Source organism: Pseudanabaena sp. lw0831 (genome assembly GCF_016584665.1).
Taxonomy (GTDB): Bacteria; Cyanobacteriota; Cyanobacteriia; order Pseudanabaenales; family Pseudanabaenaceae; genus Pseudanabaena.
Window position 1 is genome coordinate 26,777 of record NZ_BBJB01000093.1, and the last position, 21,779, is coordinate 48,555.

Sequence of the window (21,779 nt, forward strand, 5' to 3'; positions counted from 1 at the left end):
ACAGCTGTTCAAAATTGATTGCTAAGTCAACTTAACTTTCTATTCGTAGTCTACGAATAGAAAGACTTGGGATACTTGCTATAAAAGTGGGGGCAAAGCCCCCACTTCTGAGTTTACTCAATTCCATCAAGAGGTGCAAAACCTTGACGTTGAGTATTTTCAGTAATAGACCTTGGCTCTAAGAACTGCAATAGATAATCTCGTCCGCCAGCTTTGGAGCCGATACCGCTTAGTTTAAAACCACCGAAGGGATGGCGATCTACTAATGCGCCCGTGATACCGCGATTGATGTAGAGATTACCCACTTCAAACTCACGATAGGCGCGTTCAATATGGGAAGGTGTGCGCGAATATAAGCCACCCGTGAGCGCGAAGTTTGTACCATTGGCGATCGCTAAAGCCTCATCAAAACTATTTGCCTTGATTACCGCCAGTACGGGGCCAAAAATTTCCTCTTGAGCGATCGCACTTTCAGCATCAACATCACCAAAAATAGTAGGACTGACATAGAAGCCATGATTGGGAACTTCACCTTCATAGGCGAGTGTCGCGGTTTCCTTACCTTTGGCAATGTAGTTTTGGATGTTCTTTTGGGCGGCTCCATCGATGACAGCGCTGAGTTTGGTGTCAGGGAGATGTGCTTCACCGACCTTGAGAGAACGAGTGGCTTCCACTAGACGCTCCATGAAGTTGTCATAGACGGGAGCAAGGACGATCGCTCTCGAACAAGCGGAACATTTTTGACCAGCAAAGCCAAAACTGGAGTTCATTACACCAACAACGGCTTGATCGAGGTCGGCGCTTTCATCGACGATGATGCCATTTTTGCCACCCATTTCCGCGATAACGCGCTTCATGTGTTTTTGTTTAGGACGCAAAATGGAGGCTTCGGTGACGATTTGACAGCCGACTTGTTGGGAACCAGTGAAGGCAATTAGATGCACATCGGGATGTTTGACTAAGTGAGCGCCGACAGTGGAACCCTTAGCAGGAAGATAGGTGAATACGCCTGTGGGTAAGCCTGCGGCTTGAAGAACTTCCGCAATTTTTGCACCGATTACAGAGGACTGTTCGGCGGGTTTGAGAATCACGGTATTACCTGCGGCGATCGCAGCCACACTCATACCTAAGGCGATCGCAAAGGGAAAGTTCCAAGGCGAAATCACGACCACTACACCACGAGGTTGATAGATATAAGTATTATCTTCCCCAGGGATATTGCGTTGTTCGCCGCTTTCGAGACGTTCCATTTCTTTGGCATAGTAGCGACAGAAATCGATCGCTTCTGAAACTTCGCCATCACCTTCGCGGATGGGTTTAGCAACTTCCCAACAAATCCACGCAATTAGTTCTTCGCGTTTCTCTTCCATAATGTCCGCAGCCTTACGCAGAAAATCTCCACGCTGTTTGGCGCTGAGTTTCTTCCATGACGCAAAGGCGGACTTTGCCGACTGCACGGCTTCATCGGCTTGCTCGATGCTGGCTAGCCCGATTTTGCCGACCACTTGTGAGGAGTTGGCAGGATTGACCGATTCTACATAATTATCGGTTTGGACAGCTTGACCATTGATAATTGGTAAATAGGTCTTACCGAGTTGATTGTGAATATGCTGTAAGGCAGTTTGAGCAGCTTGCCGATCTCTATCGATGGCATAGTCGCGATCGCTAGAATTCACAAATCCATCAAAGATATTTTGAGCAGGTGCGCCATTATAATCCAAATCGCGATCGGTTTTAATCGGATTAGCAATCAACTTCTCAACAGAACTACCTTCCCCACTAATTCTTAAGAAAGAACTATTGGCGGTATTTTCTAACAAGCGACGAATCAAATAGGACATCCCAGGGATGAGGTCGCCAAATGGACAATAAACCCGCACTCGGTAGCCCATATCGGCGATCGCTTTAGCAAACTTGTCACCCATGCCATAGAGACATTGGGCTTCAAAGGCGCGACTGGGGATATTTAGGGTCTGGACGATCGCGATCGCTTTTGCCAAAGATCTGGCATTATGACTACCGATCGCCGCATAGAGATATTGATGATTTTCCAGTAAAATCTGAATCAAGCGCTCGTAGTTGGCATCGGTGGAAACCTTGTCCGAGAATACGGGCAAAGCCCAACCCTGTTGATAGGAACGAATGGTTTCACGATCCCAATATGCTCCTTTGACTAAGCGCACGGTGACGGGCTTACCACGTTGCTTTGCCCATTCGACTAGCTCTAATAAATCCTGTTCGCTATCGCGGAGATAGCCTTGGATGGTGATACCAACATCTGTGCGATCGCGAAATTCTGGTTCCGTTAAAACTTGCTTGAGAATTTGCAATGTCAGCGATTTGAACTCATACTGCTCCATGTCAAAATGGATGCCGCAACCTAAAGCTTGCGCCTTACGCAATAGGACTCTAGCAGGTTCGCTGACTTTCTCAGTAGTTTTAATGGGATCGAGGGGATCGAATTGGGAATAGAAAGCACTAAGCTTTACAGAAACCTGAACGCGCTTCAGTTCTTCACTATCAGCTTTGTCAATCTGATCTATCAAGCCCCAGTTCTTCGCCTTATTAGACAAATCCTCCATCATGCCGATGTAGCGATTGAGATAGCCCTCAGCTTCTACTTCACTAATCACGGCTTCGCCGAGTAAATCCATCGTAAAGCCAAAGCGATCGCGCCTTAGTTTCTCAATCGATTTGGTTGCGTCGCCCAAATTTTCACCGCAAATATAGCGTTTTGCCAGAGTTCCCACGGCAGTCGAGAGGGTGGTTGCGGCAGCGATCGCCGTAATCGAGTTGGGATTGTCGGTACTGAAATTTAGCAAAGTGCGTAGGGCGGGAACTTCTACGGCATCACTGGCGAGATATTCTTGCATATGCCTTGCAATCTCGGCTTTGCTCTGCAATGCTGGCAAGCAGTCAATCAATCTAAATAATTGCACCCGCAAGCCTTCATTTTCCATCGTCCAAGCCATGAGCTTGTCATCGAGGCGCAATTCATCTTTTAGTTGCGATAGTTTTGACCAAAGTGAACTTTTTTCAGTTCCACTCAAAATCTTCTTGGCTATCTCCTGCGTTTTCGCTTCATATTTAGAGATATCTAGAGAACTTTCAAACTTGCTATTTGCTTGCTGCGTTTGGCTAACCACGACTTTAACTCATAATCCTTTCCATCATTTAGTATAGCTAGTAACCATCCTCTACTTATTTGCAGCTTTTTGAATTGTATACAAGTCATGACAAAAAATGCCCTGCACTCAAGTGCGGGCTAAAAGCTCAAACCCGTTGAAACGGGTTACGGAGAAGTATTCTTTAGTCTGCTTTAGCAGACTTTAGCTTTTAGCCAAGAACTTGAGTTCTTGTTTTATTTTGCGTAAGCCCTGAAATAATTACGATCGCTTCAAATTAGTGGCTCTAATTAATTTTACTGACGAGGCGATCGCTACCAAATTGTTTCTACATGCGGATAATTCAAAATCTTGGCATCACAGGTCACGAGTGGAATTTGATATCGTCTAGAGATCGCTACCAAGATTCTATCGGCTGGGTCTTTGTGAAATGGTTCTGGCAAAAGACTGCTGGCTATCGCATCGAGCGGATCTAAAGGCTCAATGATGATACCTGAATGGCTTTTGGCTAATTGATACCATTCATCGATAGGGAGGGGAATGTCTAATTTTCCAAGACTAGCTTTAACGGAAACTTCCCATACAGAAATAGCTGAAACTAATAAGCCATCACGATCTTCTTCGGTAGAAATTGCTACTCGTGCTTTTTCTGATAGTTGGCTGGGATTGTGCAGTAACCATAGCCAAACATGCGTATCGAGTAAAATCATTCGCTTAGTGCTTCCCAGAGGTCGGACATTGGTTCGTCAAAGTCAGCAGAAATTGTAATTGGCATTCCTCGAAGCGGGTAATGTTTAATCCGAGGGGTAGCATAGGGAACGATTCTGGCTAGGGGGATTCCATTGCGAGTGATCACAATTTCAGATTGGTTGATTGAAACTTCGTTAACAATTGCAGCAAGGGAAGGGTTAACTTCTTGGACGTTCAGATATTTCATACCTGTTTTGGGGTGAACCCGATTGGGTAGATTTGCTAGGTTGAGGTTTAGTTTAATTTTAGCTTGTCTCTAGTGTTTGATGTTGATGTGATCGCAGGTAATTTCAACCCAGTTATTAAGTAGCTAGGCATAAGAAAACTTAAAACGCACAGGTTAAGATCCCCTACTTTTTTTGTGAATTTGCAAATGGACTTTGCTTGCTTAGAAAAAGTTGGGGATCTGTGCATTTACAGGTTTCTCTTGCTGACCTACTAAACTACTAGCAAATTCTGAAAGTATCACCCTTTATGTGATTTCAGTTTATAGTTGTTTTTAGAAATTATTCTTGGAGTCTGAACGGTGAGCGAGTCCTTGGTCGAAATTACTTTTGCGTTAGACAATCCTGATGACTATGAAAGGCAGGAGTTTGCGAAGAAATTGCTGAAACAGCTAAGGGAGCAGGGTGATGCTGAGTCTGTGGAGCGCACTGAAGATCTAAGCTCTGAGGCGGGTAGCAAGGGTGGACTAGATAAGTTAGTTGGGGTGTTGACGGCTGAGGTGAAGCTAGACAAAGTTGTTAGCTTTTTGGGCTTTGTCGGTAGCAAGTTTGCGGAAAAGCCGATGAAGATCTATGTGAAGGATGGCGATCGCGAAGTAACCATCGACAAAGCCCAAAAAGCTACCTTGATTGGTGAGCAAATTGCGAAGGGGCTATTGGACACGATGAAAAAGGCTGTAGTCAATGGCTAAGAAGGCTCTACTGATTGGGGTAAGTCAGTACGAGGCAGGTTTGCCATCACTTGCGGCTGCGCCGAAGGATGTGGCGGCGATGCAGGGCGTGTTGAAAAGTCCTGAGCTTGGGGCTTTTGATGAGGTCGAGACGCTGATCGATCCTGATTTAGAAAAAATGCAAACAGCGATCGATCTCTTATTTCAAAGCTGTCAAAAGGGTGATTTGGGTTTGCTTTATTTTTCGGGGCATGGGATTACCGATGATAGCGATCGCCTATATCTAGCAACGCGCCGCACGAGCAAGGACACGTTTCGGTCTACGGCGGTATCGGCGAGTTTTATTCAGGGGATCATGCGCGATCATCGCTATGAGAGGCAGCATGTTTTGATTTTGGACTGTTGCTATAGTGGGGCGTTTGCAGAGGGTTGGCAAGCAAAAGGTGCGGATGTGAAGCTAAAAAAACAGCTTGAGGTGGAGGGGAGTGTGGTGTTGACTTCTTCAACTGCGACGCAAAAGTCCTATGAGGATAAGGAGGGGGAACTGTCGCTCTATACGAATTACATCGTGCAGGGGATCGAGTCGGGGGCGGCGGAATCTGATGGGGATGGGATGATCTCGGCGGATGAGTTGCATGAGTATGCTAAGCGTCATGTGCAGTCGGCTAAGCCTGCGATGAAGCCAGAGATTTATGGGATTAGGCAGGGGATTAAGATTCGTCTTGCTAAGGCAAGGGTTGACACAAAGTTAGAGTATCGCCGTTTGGTGGAGAGATATGCTGAGAATGGCGAGATTTCTTTTGTGGGTCAAGATATTTTGGAGGTTAAGCGTGAGAGGTGGGGATTGTCAGATGAGGTGGCTATTGCGATCGAGAATGAGGTTTTAGAACCAGTTCGTAAGCGCTTGAAAAATTTAGAACGGTATGAAAAATCTTTGGAGAGAGCTTGTAAACAGATGTTTCCTCTGACGGAGAAGATCCTCGGTCAGTTTAAAGATTTGCAGGAAGTTTTGGGTTTAAGAGATGAAGATGTTCTGGCTATTCAAGATCGAGTGCTTACGCCTTACGAACAGCAAGAACTCGAAGCAGACAATCTGAGACAGAGGCAACAAAGACAAGCAGAGATACGAAAACAGCAAGAGCTAGATTTAGAACGACAAAGACAAGCAGAATTAGAGCAACAAAGACTTCGGGATGCTGAGCAAGAAAAGCTCAAGGCTGAAGCTAAACGTCAATCTGCGCGTGAAGCAGAGCAACAAAGACAAGAACGACAAATGCTTGTGGATTTCGAGGAACAAAGACTTCGGGATGCTGAGCAAGAAAGGCTAAAAGCTGAAGTCAAACGTCAATTGGAACATGAAGCAGAGCAACGAAGACAAGAACAACAAAATTTACAATCAAAGATAGAAAATCCCAATTCGCTTGAACAGCCTAAATTACCTTTTCGTTTATCCAGACGTAACTTTATGCTGGTTGCAGGCTTTTCTGGAGTGAGTGTAGTGACTTTTGCTGCTATTCGGGGTAGTCAAACACCTACAAATAATTCCACAAATAATTCTACACCAATAACAGTTAATACAAGTCAACCTAAGCCTTTTACAGTTGAGACTGGGAAGCCATTTAAAATTGAATTTGAAAACGGAGTAAATCTGGATATGGTTTATATCCCTAGTGGCAAATTTACGATGGGTTCACCCCCTGAAGAGAAAGGATTTGAAGATGAGCGTCCGCAGATTAAAGATGTCAATATTTCGGATTTTTACATGGGGAAGTACGAAGTCACACAAGCCCAGTGGCAAGCAATTATGGGGAATAATCCTGCTAAATTCAAAAACAACTTACAAAATCCTGTGGAATCAGTATCTTGGGATGATGCTCAAGAGTTTTGTAAAAAGCTATCGCAGAAAACGGGAAAGGAGTTTAGATTGCCTAGCGAAGCAGAATGGGAATATGCCTGTCGCGCAGGAACTACTACCGCTTATTCCTTTGGTGATAATGCTTCATTGTTAGGCGAGTATGCTTGGTATGGTGAAAATTCGGGATCGAAGACTCATCCTGTCGGACAGAAGAAACCTAATCCTTGGGGCTTGTATGATATGTACGGCAATGTCTGGGAATGGTGTCAGGACAGTTACGAAAAATATGGCGGTGAAAGCGACCTGATTCGGAAAACTGGTAAAGCTATCACAAAAGAGAATGATAATCGTTCTCGCCTGCTGCGTGGTGGTTCGTGGTACAACGATGCTGGGAATTGTCGTTCTGCGTATCGTGTCTACAACAATGCGCGTGCTCGGTACTTCCTCAACGGTTTTCGGGTTGTGTGCGTTTTGCGGTGAGGCCTCCCTTCTCTGTTCTTTTGCCTCAGCCCTTTGCCCTTCTTCTCTTTCTTAGCCCTTCTTTATCCCCCCATTCGCCGTCAGGCGATCAATTTTTTTGGGATGCTTGAAGAAGCAATATTGGCAAGAAAAAATTTAGGGGTTTTGCATTTGCGTCACAATCTCCAAACTCCCCACCTCAATCTCAATTCGCAAATACAAAACCCTCTTCGCTTTCACCGATAAATTGTCCCTGCGTTGTGAGATTGAGGGTAAAGCATTCCCTAATCGAGAGGATCTGAGAACTTATAAATTTCTGCGGAAATGCTTGACCCCTAAATTTTGGAATCATGAAAATCCAGCATGATATAACAACTCTCGCGATAGAATTGAACAACTAGGAAGCTAAGAAAAAAGAAAAAGTTTAAAATAGTGATTAACCTAAAAAATTAGGAGATTAACTCATGAATACGACACAACAAGAACTATTCAAAGCCTTCGAGTCATTACCCACCGAAGCCCAGCGCCAAGCCCTAAACTTCATCGCCTTCTTGCAGCAAACATACGCCCCAGTTACAGTCTCTCCCAATATCGCGGTCAAAAGCTCAGATATTAACGCACAGCATCAAAAACTAACCCTTAACGACTTAATATCCACAATTCCTAATAACTTTACATATCCTGACGATGTAATGGAATTTACTGAAAGCGAACCATTAGGGCGCGAACTTCTATGAATATCCAAAGAGGTGAAATTATCAGGATTAATCTTAACCCAACACAAGGCAGAGAACAGTCAGGAAACGCTCGTCCCTGTTTGGTCATCAGTCATACGCAATATAACCAAAAACGTCAAGGAATAGTCATTGTTCATCCCATTACCAGCACGATTAAACCTGAAATCAAAATGATGATTCCTATCCCCGCAGGTTTTAAAGTACAGGGTTCAGTCATAGCAGAGCAAATAAGAACCCTCGATCTAAACCAGCGCTGGTGGAAAACAACAGGAGAAATTTTACCTGAATATTTTGTTAATCTAGTTGTCCAAACTTTTAGCGTTATCATCAGCTAAACAGAAAAAGAGGAGATAGAACAATGGATCGATTAGAAAGTTATCGCCAAATCGTGCGTACCTTTCTCAAAGAATATGCCCAAGAAAGCGTCTCACCTAATGAAAGCGTCACTGCTGAACTGGTATTTGATGAAAAACGCGATCGCTATTTATTAGTTCACTTTGGCTGGCAATTTAAGATTCAGATTTTCTGTTTTATCGAATTAGCCTCTATCCATCACAAAAAAAGTCGGGGATCTAAATCTCTACATTAATTATGAGCAGAATGAGAAACTACTTCTTCTTGCTAAACCAAATCTCCAAATCAGCAAGACTCTGAAAATCCAAAATCGCCTCAGCAAGACTCTCTAAACGAGGGCTGTGTAGTCGTGTAATTCTTGTATGTAGCTTTGGCGGTAAAGTCCCAAACTTGTGGGTAAGCTGCCTCGAAACGATCTCAACCAAACCTTCCTTGCGACCTTCTTGGCGACCTTCTTGGCGACCTTCTTGGCGACCTTCTTGGCGACCTTCTTGGCGACCTTCTTGGCGACCTTCTTGGCGACCTTCTTGGCGACCTTCTTGGCGACCTTCTTGGCGACCTTCTTGGCGACCCTGCTGAAGTCCCAATTGCCGACCCTGCTGAAGTCCCAGTTGGCGACCTTCTTGAAGCCCTTCTTGCAAAATTTCTTGATATGTCACAGACTCACGCATGAGATCTCTCCTCAAAATTTGCTTAATAATATTTTTCTCTAAAACCAGACCAGCCAGCACATAGGTTGCAGCTCCTATAGTTTTACGAGTATTTAGCTCAGGGATTTCATCAATTTTTTGAGCAATATCTCGCAGCAAGCTTTCCTTATTACCATCACCCACAAGTATAGCAAAAGGTAACATTCCCGTAAATTCTAAAAATTTAGCGAGGGGTTGTTCCCATAGCCTGATCACTTCAAATTCGTGGTGAGTTGTCCCATCTTCAAATTTGTGCTGAAAAACTGAATTTGAACTTGTTTCTCTGAGGTAAATAACGACCTGACGGATCTTTTTGTCGGGAAAACGTCTTTTGCCACGTACCCAATAGTCCAACATCCGAAACGGAATTTGCAGGTCGGCTTTGGTTTGAAATTCTAAGTGTAGTAGTAGTCCTTCAGCTTCCAGCAAGATTAAACTATCAGCACGAATCGGCTCTACCGCCAACTCTTGCGGCTGTACTTGAGTAAGAAGAATAGGCTCGCCAAATAGCCACGAGGCAATATCAGTAGAATAGGTTTCGGCAAGAAATTTGCAAATATTGTCAAACATTATCCGATTTTATCGTTTATAGCGCTTTGCGCTCAAACCCGAACCCAAAATAATTGAAAGTGTCGCGAAGCGACACTTTCAATTATTTTGGGTTCGGGTGATCGGAAATTGTTTTAAATGGATGTGCTGATCGCAGACTAGACAAAATTGGCAGATTTAGGAGCAAAGAGATAGAATAGGATATATGTTTACCATGTCTTAACCTAAATGTCAGACACACTCACAGTGGAAGCATTGCCGATTTTAGCGATCGCACCAGCACATCTCTTAAGGGGAAACGGGATTTTATCGAAACTCCCACAATACTTATTGCACTATGGGAATAAAGCTCTCGTAATTTCTGGGAAGACAGCAAAGCAAGTCACAGCCAGTTATTTGCGCAATCCTGACCTAGAAATTATTAACACGCCTGCGATCGCCGATTGCAGTGATGAAAATCTGGCGATGTTGCACCAAATTGTTCAACAAGAAAAGCCGAACGTCATCGTTGGGATTGGTGGCGGCAAGGTTTTAGATACTGCCAAACTCATCGCGCATCAGAGCAAGTTAGCGATTGTCACCGTTCCCACGACGGGAGCAACCTGTGCGGCATGGACAGCCCTAACCAATGTCTATGATGGGGATGGCGCATTTAGCTATGACGTGACTCTCGATCGCTGTCCTGAGATGATGGTCGTCGATTATGACGTAATCGCCAGCGCTCCAAAACGTACGCTTGTTTCAGGAATTGGGGATGCGATCGCTAAGTGGTACGAATCCTCCGTTAGCAGTGGCAGTAGCAATAAAACGATGGTGATTGCCGCCGTCCAAGAAGCTAGAATCTTGCGCGATATTTTGTTTCAAAAATCGGCTGAGGCGATCGCAAATCCCAATAGCCCCGTATGGCGTGAAGTAGTGGATGCCACTGTATGTCTAGCGGGTGCAATCGGTGGTATCGGCGGCGCAAGTTGTCGCACGGTCGCAGCTCATGCAGTTCACAATGCTCTGACGCATTTACATCAGACTCACGACACGCTTCATGGAGAGAAAGTTGCTTATGGAATTCTGGTACAACTGCGTTTAGAAGAATTTCAAGGCAATCAGCTAGCTGCCTCATCACGCCATCAATTACTCAAGTTTTATCAAGAAATTGGTTTGCCGACCTCTCTTGCTGCCCTTGGCTTAAGTCAAGTCACTCTCTCAGAATTAGAGCATATTGCGGAAATAGCCTGTCAGCCCAATTCCGATATCCATCGTTTACCCTTTATCGTTTCACCGAGTCAAGTTCTCGCGGCGATGGTCTCTACGACTAGCCCAATTCTTGCCACTGTCTAAATAAAAAAGCCTCGCGATGCGAGGCTTTTTTTGTTGTAAAAGATAGCAACGCTATCTTTTACAAGATTGTTAACGAACGCTGGGCAATTCAATTTCGATCGCTTGCTGTTGCATTTTCTTAAATACGTTATAAAAACCATTTGCCCTTGAAGGCGTAAGACTAGCCACCAAACCTGTGTCCTTAATAAAATCAGGCGTGAGCAACTCAATCTCTTTTTGAGTCAAACCACCCATACAGATTGATAATAAACCGACAAAACCCTTACTAATCAAAGCATCAGAGTCACCAGCAAACACAACATGCTCATTCTCATCTAACTCTGCTACGACAAACACCTGTGAGACACATCCCATCACTTTGTTCTCAGGTGTTTTGAGCGCTTCAGGAAACTCTGCTAGCTTCTTACCGTACAAAATCAATTGCTCGTAACGTTGTTTTGGATCGGTGAGCCTTTGAAATCGCTGGACAATGCGATCAATGGCTTCGGGTAAATGGGTCGAACTTGGCATTAGCTTTGAAAATATTTGAAGAACAGACAGAAAATCTTACAGTTATTCCAGTCTAAAGGATCTTAGAACATCTTGTAGAGCGATCTCTTTAGCGTTTGAATACTGCGGAGACAACTGTAATATAGCTAAAACCCAAAAGATAAAGGCGGTGCGAAGCACCGCCTTTATCTTTTGGGTTTGGGTTGAACCTTTTGACCACAGGTGAATGTCTAAACCAGCGTTAGTCGTTAAGCGATTAATTCAACACCAGTAGTTAAAGGGATCATCATGAAAAGCCTAATTTTGCCTATTCTCGCCACTACTTCTCTCCTCAGCGCGATCGCAATTCTAAATCCAAACTCAGCATCGGCTGGTCCAATTCACGAACGCCAAGTCAATCAGCAAGAGCGCATCTATAAAGGGGTGCAGCAAGGCACAATCAGCCAGCAAGAATACAAAAAACTGGAAGCACGAGAAGCAAAAATTGCCGCCCAACGTCGCGTCTATCTCAGTGATGGTGATTTAAATCGTAAAGAAGCAGCCCGTTTGACCAATGCCCAAAATCGCACTTCTAGAGCAATCTATCGCGATCGGCATGACTAAATAACAGTGCTTTGCGCTGAAATAAGAAGCAATAAAATTTTTGTAAGCGTTGCGAAGCAACGCTTACAAAAATTTTATTGCTTCGATTGGTTCCAAAGTGCCATAGTTGCGGGGTGAAATCCGAATATAGACAAAGGTTAGCTGTGAGTACATATCAGTACAATAGACTGAGAGTAAACCGTAAAAATAAATTATGATCCCCACCGTAATCGAACAGTCTGGTCGTGGCGAAAGAGCCTTTGACATTTTTTCGCGTCTACTGCGGGAGCGGATCGTATTTTTAGGGCAACAGGTTGATGACAGTATTGCTAGCATCATCGTTGCTCAGTTGCTTTTCCTAGAGGCAGACGATCCAGAAAAAGATATTTTCTTGTATATCAATTCCCCTGGTGGATCTGTGACCGCAGGAATGGCAATTTACGACACGATGCAGCATATTCGTCCTGATGTTTCCACAATTTGTGTGGGCTTAGCAGCAAGTATGGGGGCTTTTTTGCTCACAGGTGGCGCAAAGGGGAAGAGGCTTTCTTTGCCCCATACACGCATCATGATTCACCAACCTCTTGGTGGTGCACAGGGACAGGCTACGGATATTGAAATTCAAGCAAAGGAAATTCTTTATCACAAGAGTCGCCTCAATCAGTTGATGGCTTTCCATACTGGGCAGCCAATCGATCGCATTGCCGAGGATACGGATCGCGATTTCTTCATGGCTCCCGATGAAGCTAAGAATTATGGGTTAATCGATGAGGTTGTAGCCCAACGCCCTAAATTTGCAGTCGCAGCATAATGTTTTAATAAGAAGGCTCACGCAGTGAGCCTTCTTATTTATTTAAGGTGTGTGGAGTTTGATTTATGAAATTGTTTGGTACAGATGGTATTCGCGGTCATGTTGGGAGTTTTTTAACAGCCCCATTGGCGTTAGAGGTTGGGATTAGTGCAGGAAAAATTTTAAAAGAGCGAGTTGCGCTTGATTTGGCAAATAGAGCCAATGTAATTGCGATTGGGCAAGATTCTCGGACATCGGGTGATATGCTCTCGTCAGCTATTTCCGCAGGTTTGACTGCGGCAGGTTGGGATGTTTGGCATATTGGGTTATGTCCTACGCCTGCGATCGCTTACCTGACAGCGAATTCCTCTGAAATCTTTGGTGGTGTGATGATTTCCGCTAGCCATAATCCCCCTGAAGACAATGGTATTAAGTTCTTCGGAGCCAATGGCGTAAAACTTTGTGGTGAAACTCAGCAGGCGATCGAGAAACTTTTGGAATCGCGCCTCCATGCTGATCTGGTCAACTCCTCTACGGATTGGGGTAAATATCACGAAAAATCGCATTTAATCGCTGATTATCAAGAGTCTTTACAATCCTCGATCGCTACAGATTTAAGCGGTTTAAAAGTAGTTTTGGATCTCGCATGGGGTTCGGCTACCCGTGTATCGCTAGAAGTATTTCGCAACTTGGGCGCAGAAGTAATCTGCTTACACCAAGAGGCTGATGGCGATCGCATTAATGTTAATTGTGGCTCCACTCACCTCGAACCATTACGAGCAGCAGTGAAAGAACATGAGGCAGATATCGGCTTTGCCTTTGATGGTGATGCCGATCGCGTGTTGGCGGTCGATAGTAATGGACGCGTGGTCGATGGTGACTACATCCTGTACCTGTGGGGACAGGAGTTAATGGAAAATAATCAACTGCCCGATAGTGCGATCGTGACAACTGTAATGGCAAATCTTGGCTTTGAACGCGCATGGCAAAAGCTTGGTGGCAATTTGGTACGCACCGATGTGGGCGATCAATATGTTCATGCGGAAATGGTGCGATCGGGCGCAATGCTCGGTGGTGAGCAGTCAGGACATGTTCTCTGTCGTCACTATGCGGTTAGTGGTGATGGGCTATTGGCGGCGCTACATCTCGCGGCTCTTGCTAAGCAAAAAGCTCCTTTATCCGAATTGATGGATCAAAGCTTTCATCCTTATCCACAGTTGCTCAAGAACGTGCGGGTGGAAGATCGGGAATTGCGCCGCAATTGGCAAACCTGTGATGTTCTCGTTCAAGCGATCGCTCTAGCCGAACAAGATTTGGGCGATCGGGGTCGGATTTTGGTGCGTGCATCGGGTACGGAGCCATTGATGCGGGTAATGGTAGAAGCGGAAACCCTTGATTTGGCTCAACATTGGACTGATAGTTTGACGGGATTAATTGAGAAACAATTTGTCAAGATCTAAAAAAAGATGTGGCGTTTTACGCCGCATCTTTTTTTTAGCTATGCTACATATATGACTCAGCCAGCTTGCATGGTCTAAACATGGATAATCTCGATGAAACCAAACTCAACGAAGCAATTCTGAGATTGTTCTACGATTTGCCCTTTATTGGCATGGCGATCACTTCGCCTGAGACTAAACGTTGGGTAAAGTTTAACGATCGCCTCTGCGAAATTTTAGGCTATTCGCGAGAAGAATTACCTCAAATCACTTGGACAGAAATAACTCATCCTGAAGATCTAGATCTCGATGTTACCGAATTTGAAAGGGTAATGCGGGGAGAGACTGAAGGCTATGTCATGGATAAGCGCTTTATTCGTAAAGATGGCAGCGTCATCGATGCTTCCATTGATGTCAAATGTTTGCGCAAAGAAGATCGTACCATTGATTTTTTTATCGCAACTGTACAAGATATTAGCGATCGCAGGCGTGCTGAAGCAAAACAAAAACAAGTCGAACAAGCTTTGGCTGAAAGTGAAAATCGCTATCGTCAAGTCGTACAAACTCAAATAGATTTTGTGCTGCGATCGCAGCCTGACACCACGATCACTTTTGCCAATGAGTCCTTATGCCGCGCCTTGGGAATGCCCCTCGATCAGGTCATCGGTCTAAAATGGATCGACTTCGCTCCTCCCGATGAGCTGCAAAGTACATTACAAAAAATATCGGCACTAAGCCCAGTTAATCCCAGCTTTTTAGCTGAAAACCACGACCAACGGGCGGATGGGCAGATTGGCTGTACGCAATGGATTAATCAGGGGATTTTTGATAATCGAGGACAACTCATTGAAATCCAGTCGGCTGGAAGAGATGTCACGGCGCTAAAAAATGCTGAAACTGCTCTCCAGAAACTGAATGACGAATTAGAAATAAGAATTGAGCAACGAACTGCTGATTTACAACAGAGTAAAGCCAGCAACCTATCTATTATCAAAGCTCTTCCAGATCTGCTACTTCTCTTAAAGCCTGATGGTACTTGTATCCAGTGCATTATCCCTTCAACCCATGACAAGTCAAAATACATCCCCATCCAACATCATATTTCTGAAGTTTTATCGCCAGAAGATCTGGCTGCACAATTACAACTATATAAGAAAGCGATCGCGACAGGAGAGGTGCAGATCTATGCACAGCAGCTATCTAAGTTTGGTAAAACTGTATACGAAGAGGTAAGAATTACGCCCTACGGCAAAGATGAGCTGTTAGTAATTGTGCGTGATATCACCAATCACAAATTAGCCGAAGAACAGCTACTCAAGAGTGATGCTCACTTAAAAGTAGCCCAGCGCATTAGCAGACTCGGTAGTTGGGAATTTGATCTCCGAACAGGGGACGTGATCTGGTCAGAAGAGGTATTTCGCATTTTTAGCCGTGACCCCGCATTCGGTACACCGACTTATCCAGAACTACAAAAATCTGTGCATTCCGATGACTGGGAATATTTTGATCGAGTCGTCCAGAATGCGATCGCCACTTGTGAACCTTACGAGGTTGAATATCGCATTTGCTGGGCTGATGGCACATTAATTTATGTTTTAGCCAAAGGCGAAATTATTTGCGATCTGATGGGGAAAGCAATCCAAATTGTTGGCACATTATTAGACATCACCGATCGTAAAGAAACTGAGCAGCAACTCCAAAATCTCACCGATCGCCTGACTCTAGCCATAAAATCAGCAGCAATCGGCATTTGGGAATGGGATATTGCACACAATTGTCTTGTCTGGGATGAGCGCACCTACGAGCTTTATGGCATTAACCCCGATCAATCTGCCGATGCTTATTTAGCTTGGGCAAGTCGTGTTCATCCTAGCGATCGCGCGAGTGCAGAAACCGCAGTACAGCTAGCTCTCAACGGTGAGAAAGAATACGAACCCGAATTTCGGATCGTCCTGCCCGATGGTAACATTCGCTATCTTAAAGCATATGCTTTGGTGCAACGTAATACTGATGGCGAACCTCAACGCTTGATCGGTATTAACTTTGATATTACCGATCGCAAACAAGCTGAAGAACTGCTTCTGAAAAGTGATACCCATCTCAAAGTCGCACAGCGTATTGGTAAGGTCGGTAGTTGGGAATTTGAAATGAATACTGGCAAACTCACATGGTCAGATGAAATTTTTCATATTTATGGGCTTGAGCCTAGCCCAGAGCCGCCAAGCTATGACGAATTGAAACTATATATCCATCCAGAAGATTGGGAGCTTTTTAACCAAACCGTACAAAATGCAATTAGCTTGGCTCAATCCTACGATCTTGAACATCGCGTGTTACAACCAGATGGCAAATTGATCTATGTGATGGCTCGCGGTGAAATGATCTATGACTTATCAGGGCAGTTAACGCACATTATTGGTACGGCGATGGATATTAGCGATCGCAAACTCGCTGAAGCCAAAATTTTGCATACAGCAAATCAGTTAGCCAATACCAATCGTGAATTGGAATCATTTAGTTACTCTGTCTCCCATGATTTGCGTGCACCATTGCGTCATATGAATGGCTTTGTGAATGCTTTACACCAACGACTGAAAACCCATGAAGCTCTGAACGATCCTAAAGTGAATCACTATTTGCAGGTGATTGAGAAGAGCAGCCAAAAGATGGGGCATCTAATCGATGGGCTGCTCACGCTCTCCCGTTACGGACGGCGACCATTAGACTCCAAACAGATATCAATTCGAGATTTGGTCGATGAGGCGATCGAAATCATTCGTACTGACCCAAGCCATAACCCGTTAGTTAAATTTGCGATCGGTGACTTACCAACTACAGTTGGTGATCCCACCCTTTTGCAACAAGTTTTTCGTAACCTGATTGGCAATGCTGTTAAATTTAGCCGCAACCAGCCCCAACCCTACATCGAAATTGATAGTTTGCCAGATCAAACCATTAGAATTAGAGATAATGGCGTGGGCTTTCAAATGGAATATGCAGATAAACTCTTTGGTGCTTTTCAAAGATTGCATAATGACAAGGAATTTGAGGGGACTGGTATTGGTTTAGCGATCGTCCAACGTATTATTCAGCGTCATGGTGGATCTATCTGGGCAGAGGGATATCCCGATCAAGGCGCAACTTTCTTTATAAAACTATAGAACTAAGCTGCATTTCGCGCTGCATAGTTCTATAAATTATTATGGTCTAAATAAATGGAACCAACCCAAATCCTGCTTATTGAGGATGATCCAAATGATGTTGAGTTAATCCAAATTGCCTTGGATAGCTATAACTTTGTCAATAAAATAGACGTAGTGTCAGACGGAGAACAGGCGGTTCATTACCTATTTGGGCGCGATGGTCAACCACCGACCCACCCACTACCGCGCCTAGTGCTTTTAGACTTAAAATTACCCAAAATAGATGGTATTCGAGTTTTAGAGATGATTCGTAGTTCTCCTCTTACTTGTAATCTTGTCGTTGTCGTGATGACTTCATCGGCTGAAAATCGAGATTTAAAAGCTTGTTATGATTTAGGTGTAAATAGTTATATTGTTAAGCCTTTAGATTTTCAGCAGTTTGTGGAAATAGCTCAACATGTAGGCTTTTACTGGATGATGCTAAATCAGCTGCCACTAATTGATTAACGTCCATAGCTATAGTTTATGTATTTTTTTAGATATACTTTAGTAAATAGACTGCATTGACTCGCTAAGTGATTAATTTCAGGTAGATGGCAATGATTGTAAGTAAGAACTCTAAACCTATATCTTTGCATCTATAACCCATGGGAAAATTGATACCAGAGCTAAGAGAATCTGAAAAGCCAGAGACGCAGCGATCGCTGCGTATTTTGATTATTGAAGATGTTGATGCCGATGTAGAGCTGACACTATTGGCGCTGGAATCAGCAGGCTTAGATTTTACCTACGACATTGCTAGCACAGCGATCGAGTGCCAAGAACACTTACAAGATGAGATTTATGATGTAGTTTTGTCAGACTATCGGCTGCCTAGTTTTAATGGGTTGCAAGCTTTTAACTTTCTTAAACAATCAGGGCAAGATATTCCATTTATCTTGATTACGGGGAGTTTAGGAGAAGAAGCTGCTGTTGAATGTATCAAAGCGGGAATGACCGATTATGTTTTAAAAGATCGTTTGTTTCGGTTGCCTAGTGTTTTGCAACGCGCTCTGCAAGAGTTTGCATTACGCCAACAACAGAAAAACGCGATCGCGCAAATTGAGCAGCAAGCATGGCGAGAGACAATTATTAATCGCATTGTCCAAGCCATGAGAGAAACTCTAGTTTTAGAAGATGTCCTGCAAACAACTGCGGATCTATTGCAAGAAGCTTTACATGTGAGTCATTGTTTAATCTTTCAGCCAGATACTTTGAAGAGGATGCGAGTTTGCTATGCCAGTAAAAACAACGTCGATCATAGCGAATCAGTAATTGGGCTATCTTGTGGTTTTTATGAGCATTATCATGATGATTTAGTTCAAGGAAAGCAAATCTCTATTCATCCGATTGGCGACTCTCTTCCAGAAGGGCTAAGACAGTTAGGAGAAAAATATAGTATCTATTCTCTTTTGATAACTTCTCTTGTTTATCAACAAACTTATTTAGGCGGGATTAGCCTATATCAGTGCGATCGCGAGCGCATATGGTCTGAGGACGAACTATCGCTAGTTAAGGCGATCGCCGATCAATGTGCGATCGCGATCCATCAGTCAGATCTCTATCAAAATGCGCAATCCCAACTGATGGAGCGTAAAAAAATGGAAGCCCAACTACGTCATGATGCATTTCATGATGCGCTCACAGGCTTACCAAATCGTGCTTTGTTCTCAGATCGACTTAGCCATGCTCTACAACTATCCCAGAGGCGTTCGCACCTAAACGCAGGAAATCTGTCTGAAAAATTTGCAGTGCTATTTTTAGATTTAGATCGATTTAAAGTAATCAATGACAGCCTTGGACATTTAGCAGGCGATCAACTATTAAAGGTTGTGGCGGATCGTCTCACTGCTTGTCTGCGCGGAGGCGATACAGTTGCTCGTTTGGGTGGCGATGAATTTGTGATGCTAATCGAGGAAATTCAAGATGTTAATGACGTGATTGACGTTGTCCAGAGGATTCAAGGCGCATTAAAAGTTCCCATCTTAATCGATGGCAATGAAATATTTGTCACGGCAAGTATTGGAATTGCCTTCAACTCCGCCGATCATAACAACCCAGAGCAATTGCTTCGCGACGCTGATCTAGCCATGTATCGAGCTAAGGATCTAGGTCGAGAGAGATATGAGACATTTAATCCTGATATGCATACAGAAGCTCTTAGGAAATTACGCCTAGAGAGCGAACTGCGTCGAGCTATTGATCGCCAAGAGCTACGAGTGCATTACCAGCCAATTGTCTGTCTAAAGACGAGGCAAATACTTGGCTTTGAGGCACTTGTGCGTTGGCAGCATCCCGAACAAGGCTTAGTTTCTCCTGCCGAATTTATCCCAATCGCGGAAGATATCGGATTGATTGGGGCGATCGACTTTTGGGTATTGCAAGAAGCTTGCTCGCAGTTGCGGGCATGGCAAGATCAGTTCCCAATGGCGAAAGCTCTAACCATGAATGTGAATCTATCTGGACGACAGTTTGCGAAACCAGATTTGACAAGCCAAATCGAAAAAGTACTCAGTAGAACAAATCTCAATCATGCTAGTTTAAAAATAGAAGTTACGGAAAGCATATTAATCGAGAAAACTTCTTTATCAACTAAAATCTTAAGTGAACTACAAGAACAAAACATTCAAATTTGTATTGATGATTTTGGTACAGGCTATTCTTCATTGAGCTATCTCCATCGGTTTCCAATTCATACGCTCAAGATCGATCAATCCTTTGTTTCACGAATTGATAGCAACTCTAAAGACGGTGAAATTGTCAAAGCAATTATTATTTTAGGAATAAATCTTGGCTTAAATGTAGTTGCTGAAGGCGTAGAAACTGCTGAGCAGTTATGCTTTTTGGAAGCTAATAATTGCCATGCAGGTCAGGGATATTATCTGTTTAAGCCTTTGGAAGCTGATACTATCACGAAGTTACTGGGTGATATGCCAGACAGAAGGAAATAGATAGAAAGCGCGTACGAATCTCGCGCTTTCTATGCTTAAAAAGCTATCGCTTGTTCCAATGTACTAACATTCACGAGCGCCAGACTTGGGGCTGATTTCCTAACTAGCCCAGTTAAAACTTTGCCTGAACCAACTTCGATCGCTTTCTCATATCCTTGAGCCGCCAGATATAAACAGATTTCACGCCAACGTACTGGAGAAGTCATTTGTTGAGAAAGATGCTCTCGGATAACTTGCCCTGATGTTGTAGCGTCGTCTGGAGCAACATTAGAAATAACAGGAATCTCAGCATCATTAAAGATTATCTTTTCCAGCGTTACCGCAAATTGTGTAGCCGCTTCTGCCATCAGTGGGGAATGGAAAGCTCCACTCACTTTCAAAGGGATTGCTCTCCTTGACTTAACTTGCTCACAGATCGACTTGATTGCGGCTTCCGTACCTGAAATTACCACCTGATCGTTACTATTATCATTAGCCAGAATTACATCTGCGGTTTGGGCGATCGCTGCTTCTAATTGATGGCGATCAAATCCAAGTAAAGCCGTCATCGCGCCACCACTTGCTTCAGACATCAAGAGCGATCGATGCCTCACTAGCTCTAGTCCTGTGGCAAAATCCACGACACCTGCACAATAAAGCGCACTGTATTCTCCCAAGCTATGCCCTGTCACCGCATCAGGTTTTGCACCTTTAGCTTTTAAAACATCAGCGAGAATTGCTGAAATCACATACAGGCAAGGCTGAGTAAATTCGGTTTTGGCCAGTTCTGTGGCATCAGTCTGTGATTTATCTAAAATCGACCAACCTAAAATTTTCTCCGCCTTGTCAAACTTATCCTTGCCTATTTCCGCAAGGTCTAAGCCCATACCCACAGCCTGAGAGCCTTGCCCAGGAAATATCCATACATTTTTGGTCATTATTTATAAAATGTTATTCAAGTAACTTTATATTTTCTAAAGTTTACAGCGCTTTGGACTGCAACAAAAAACAAAAGACTAGTCCCAAAGGCATACAAATCAAGCTTTTATAGCTATAACCAACAAGAGAGTAGCGGCGCGAAGCGCCGCTACTCTCTTGTTGGTTTTGGTTTTCTAATTAATAATATATTTCTGCCATTCGTCATGATTTCCCGATCTCAGATATTTTGTCACCTCGAAATGCAAGCCACTGTGGGGGCGGCGTGGTTGCTTCTTTAATGGCATAGATGCTTCTTTAGGTGTGCGGTTGCCTTTTTTGACATTGCAGCGCACACAGGCGGTAATAATATTGTCCCAACTGTCACCACCACCACGCGATCGCGGCATGACATGATCTAACGTCAGATCGTCGCCAGTATGTCCACAATACTGGCAGGAATGGGAATCGCGATGGAGAATATTACGACGAGTGAGGGGAATTTCTTTGTAGGGAATGCTGATATATTGCAACATTCGGATCACTGTAGGCAGTGGCATTCCAGGATAAATCATCCTGCCGTTATGTTCGACTTGTTCAGCTTTACCTTTTATGACCAACACAATAGCTCGCTGCCAATTTGTGATGTTCAGCGGCTCATAGGATGCGTTTAGTACAAGGACTTTTGCCATTACTGTCGAGCG

General features: G+C 43.9%; 19 protein-coding genes. 12 read left to right on the top strand and 7 right to left on the bottom strand.

Annotated features, from left to right (window positions below):
- Positions 1-113 precede the first annotated feature (113 nt).
- The 3 genes from pruA to APA_RS19740 all read right to left on the bottom strand — a co-directional run bounded on the left by pruA (position 114) and on the right by APA_RS19740 (position 4,062).
- Positions 114-3,146, bottom strand: coding sequence for an L-glutamate gamma-semialdehyde dehydrogenase (pruA, locus tag APA_RS19730; RefSeq protein ID WP_201323949.1), 3,033 nt, complete (start codon positions 3,144-3,146; stop codon positions 114-116).
- A gap of 293 nt (positions 3,147-3,439) precedes the next feature.
- Complete coding sequence (locus APA_RS19735) at positions 3,440-3,835, bottom strand: type II toxin-antitoxin system VapC family toxin (protein WP_201323950.1); 396 nt, start codon at positions 3,833-3,835, stop codon at positions 3,440-3,442.
- On the bottom strand, positions 3,832-4,062 hold the full coding sequence (locus APA_RS19740; protein ID WP_201323951.1) for a type II toxin-antitoxin system Phd/YefM family antitoxin: 231 nt from the start codon (positions 4,060-4,062) through the stop codon (positions 3,832-3,834). Before APA_RS19740 ends, APA_RS19735 begins: the two co-directional genes overlap by 4 nt.
- A 339-nt stretch (positions 4,063-4,401) precedes the next feature.
- Here APA_RS19740 and APA_RS19745 point away from each other — a divergent pair, with 339 nt between their 5' ends.
- The 5 genes from APA_RS19745 to APA_RS19770 all read left to right on the top strand — a co-directional run bounded on the left by APA_RS19745 (position 4,402) and on the right by APA_RS19770 (position 8,410).
- On the top strand, positions 4,402-4,791 hold the full coding sequence (locus APA_RS19745) for a hypothetical protein (RefSeq protein WP_201323952.1): 390 nt from the start codon (positions 4,402-4,404) through the stop codon (positions 4,789-4,791).
- The gene (locus APA_RS25295) at positions 4,784-7,105 is read left to right on the top strand and encodes an SUMF1/EgtB/PvdO family nonheme iron enzyme (protein ID WP_236579900.1); all 2,322 of its coding nucleotides are present in this window, start codon (positions 4,784-4,786) and stop codon (positions 7,103-7,105) included. Before APA_RS19745 ends, APA_RS25295 begins: the two co-directional genes overlap by 8 nt.
- Before the next feature lie 443 nt (positions 7,106-7,548).
- Positions 7,549-7,821, top strand: coding sequence for a hypothetical protein (locus APA_RS19760; protein ID WP_201323953.1), 273 nt, complete (start codon positions 7,549-7,551; stop codon positions 7,819-7,821).
- Positions 7,818-8,156, top strand: coding sequence for a type II toxin-antitoxin system PemK/MazF family toxin (locus APA_RS19765; RefSeq protein WP_201323954.1), 339 nt, complete (start codon positions 7,818-7,820; stop codon positions 8,154-8,156). Before APA_RS19760 ends, APA_RS19765 begins: the two co-directional genes overlap by 4 nt.
- Positions 8,157-8,179: 23 nt before the next feature.
- Positions 8,180-8,410: an element excision factor XisI family protein gene (locus APA_RS19770; RefSeq protein ID WP_201323955.1), complete on the top strand. Its 231-nt coding sequence runs from the start codon at positions 8,180-8,182 to the stop codon at positions 8,408-8,410.
- A 19-nt stretch (positions 8,411-8,429) separates the two neighbouring features.
- Here APA_RS19770 and APA_RS19775 read toward each other — a convergent pair whose 3' ends face one another.
- Entirely contained in the window at positions 8,430-9,434 is a 1,005-nt protein-coding gene (locus APA_RS19775) for a DUF4351 domain-containing protein (protein ID WP_201323956.1), read from the bottom strand.
- 207 nt (positions 9,435-9,641) lie between these two features.
- Here APA_RS19775 and APA_RS19780 point away from each other — a divergent pair, with 207 nt between their 5' ends.
- Entirely contained in the window at positions 9,642-10,748 is a 1,107-nt protein-coding gene (locus APA_RS19780; protein WP_201323957.1) for an iron-containing alcohol dehydrogenase family protein, read from the top strand.
- A 69-nt stretch (positions 10,749-10,817) separates the two neighbouring features.
- Here APA_RS19780 and APA_RS19785 read toward each other — a convergent pair whose 3' ends face one another.
- Positions 10,818-11,258, bottom strand: coding sequence for a SufE family protein (locus APA_RS19785; protein ID WP_236579901.1), 441 nt, complete (start codon positions 11,256-11,258; stop codon positions 10,818-10,820).
- Positions 11,259-11,525: 267 nt separating this feature from the next.
- On the opposite strand from APA_RS19785, the gene APA_RS19790 reads away from it, so the two are divergent.
- The 6 genes from APA_RS19790 (at position 11,526) to APA_RS19815 (ending at position 20,181) form a co-directional block, all read left to right on the top strand.
- On the top strand, positions 11,526-11,840 hold the full coding sequence (locus tag APA_RS19790) for a hypothetical protein (RefSeq protein ID WP_201323958.1): 315 nt from the start codon (positions 11,526-11,528) through the stop codon (positions 11,838-11,840).
- Between the two features lie 193 nt (positions 11,841-12,033).
- Positions 12,034-12,630, top strand: a complete 597-nt coding sequence (gene clpP / locus APA_RS19795; RefSeq protein WP_201323959.1) for an ATP-dependent Clp endopeptidase proteolytic subunit ClpP — start codon at positions 12,034-12,036, stop codon at positions 12,628-12,630.
- A 65-nt stretch (positions 12,631-12,695) separates the two neighbouring features.
- Complete coding sequence (gene glmM / locus APA_RS19800; protein WP_201323960.1) at positions 12,696-14,069, top strand: phosphoglucosamine mutase; 1,374 nt, start codon at positions 12,696-12,698, stop codon at positions 14,067-14,069.
- Between the two features lie 80 nt (positions 14,070-14,149).
- Entirely contained in the window at positions 14,150-17,209 is a 3,060-nt protein-coding gene (locus APA_RS19805; RefSeq protein ID WP_201323961.1) for a PAS domain-containing sensor histidine kinase, read from the top strand.
- Between the two features lie 54 nt (positions 17,210-17,263).
- Positions 17,264-17,698, top strand: a complete 435-nt coding sequence (locus APA_RS19810; RefSeq protein ID WP_201323962.1) for a response regulator — start codon at positions 17,264-17,266, stop codon at positions 17,696-17,698.
- Between the two features lie 140 nt (positions 17,699-17,838).
- Complete coding sequence (locus tag APA_RS19815; protein ID WP_201323963.1) at positions 17,839-20,181, top strand: EAL domain-containing protein; 2,343 nt, start codon at positions 17,839-17,841, stop codon at positions 20,179-20,181.
- Positions 20,182-20,216: 35 nt separating this feature from the next.
- On the opposite strand, the gene fabD is transcribed toward APA_RS19815, so the two are convergent.
- Entirely contained in the window at positions 20,217-21,098 is an 882-nt protein-coding gene (fabD, locus tag APA_RS19820; RefSeq protein ID WP_201323964.1) for an ACP S-malonyltransferase, read from the bottom strand.
- Between the two features lie 174 nt (positions 21,099-21,272).
- Positions 21,273-21,767, bottom strand: a complete 495-nt coding sequence (locus APA_RS19825; protein ID WP_103670021.1) for an HNH endonuclease — start codon at positions 21,765-21,767, stop codon at positions 21,273-21,275.
- Positions 21,768-21,779 lie beyond the last annotated feature (12 nt).

Coding starts and splice junctions, on each gene's coding strand:
- APA_RS19735 (WP_201323950.1), bottom strand. CDS start 3,835: ATGATTTTACTCGATACGCATGTTTGGCTATGGTTACTGCACAATCCC.
- APA_RS19740 (WP_201323951.1), bottom strand. CDS start 4,062: ATGAAATATCTGAACGTCCAAGAAGTTAACCCTTCCCTTGCTGCAATT.
- APA_RS25295 (WP_236579900.1), top strand. CDS start 4,784: ATGGCTAAGAAGGCTCTACTGATTGGGGTAAGTCAGTACGAGGCAGGT.
- APA_RS19760 (WP_201323953.1), top strand. CDS start 7,549: ATGAATACGACACAACAAGAACTATTCAAAGCCTTCGAGTCATTACCC.
- APA_RS19765 (WP_201323954.1), top strand. CDS start 7,818: ATGAATATCCAAAGAGGTGAAATTATCAGGATTAATCTTAACCCAACA.
- APA_RS19770 (WP_201323955.1), top strand. CDS start 8,180: ATGGATCGATTAGAAAGTTATCGCCAAATCGTGCGTACCTTTCTCAAA.
- APA_RS19775 (WP_201323956.1), bottom strand. CDS start 9,434: ATGTTTGACAATATTTGCAAATTTCTTGCCGAAACCTATTCTACTGAT.
- APA_RS19780 (WP_201323957.1), top strand. CDS start 9,642: ATGTCAGACACACTCACAGTGGAAGCATTGCCGATTTTAGCGATCGCA.
- APA_RS19785 (WP_236579901.1), bottom strand. CDS start 11,258: ATGCCAAGTTCGACCCATTTACCCGAAGCCATTGATCGCATTGTCCAG.
- APA_RS19790 (WP_201323958.1), top strand. CDS start 11,526: ATGAAAAGCCTAATTTTGCCTATTCTCGCCACTACTTCTCTCCTCAGC.
- clpP (WP_201323959.1), top strand. CDS start 12,034: ATGATCCCCACCGTAATCGAACAGTCTGGTCGTGGCGAAAGAGCCTTT.
- glmM (WP_201323960.1), top strand. CDS start 12,696: ATGAAATTGTTTGGTACAGATGGTATTCGCGGTCATGTTGGGAGTTTT.
- APA_RS19805 (WP_201323961.1), top strand. CDS start 14,150: ATGGATAATCTCGATGAAACCAAACTCAACGAAGCAATTCTGAGATTG.
- APA_RS19810 (WP_201323962.1), top strand. CDS start 17,264: ATGGAACCAACCCAAATCCTGCTTATTGAGGATGATCCAAATGATGTT.
- APA_RS19815 (WP_201323963.1), top strand. CDS start 17,839: ATGGGAAAATTGATACCAGAGCTAAGAGAATCTGAAAAGCCAGAGACG.
- fabD (WP_201323964.1), bottom strand. CDS start 21,098: ATGACCAAAAATGTATGGATATTTCCTGGGCAAGGCTCTCAGGCTGTG.
- APA_RS19825 (WP_103670021.1), bottom strand. CDS start 21,767: ATGGCAAAAGTCCTTGTACTAAACGCATCCTATGAGCCGCTGAACATC.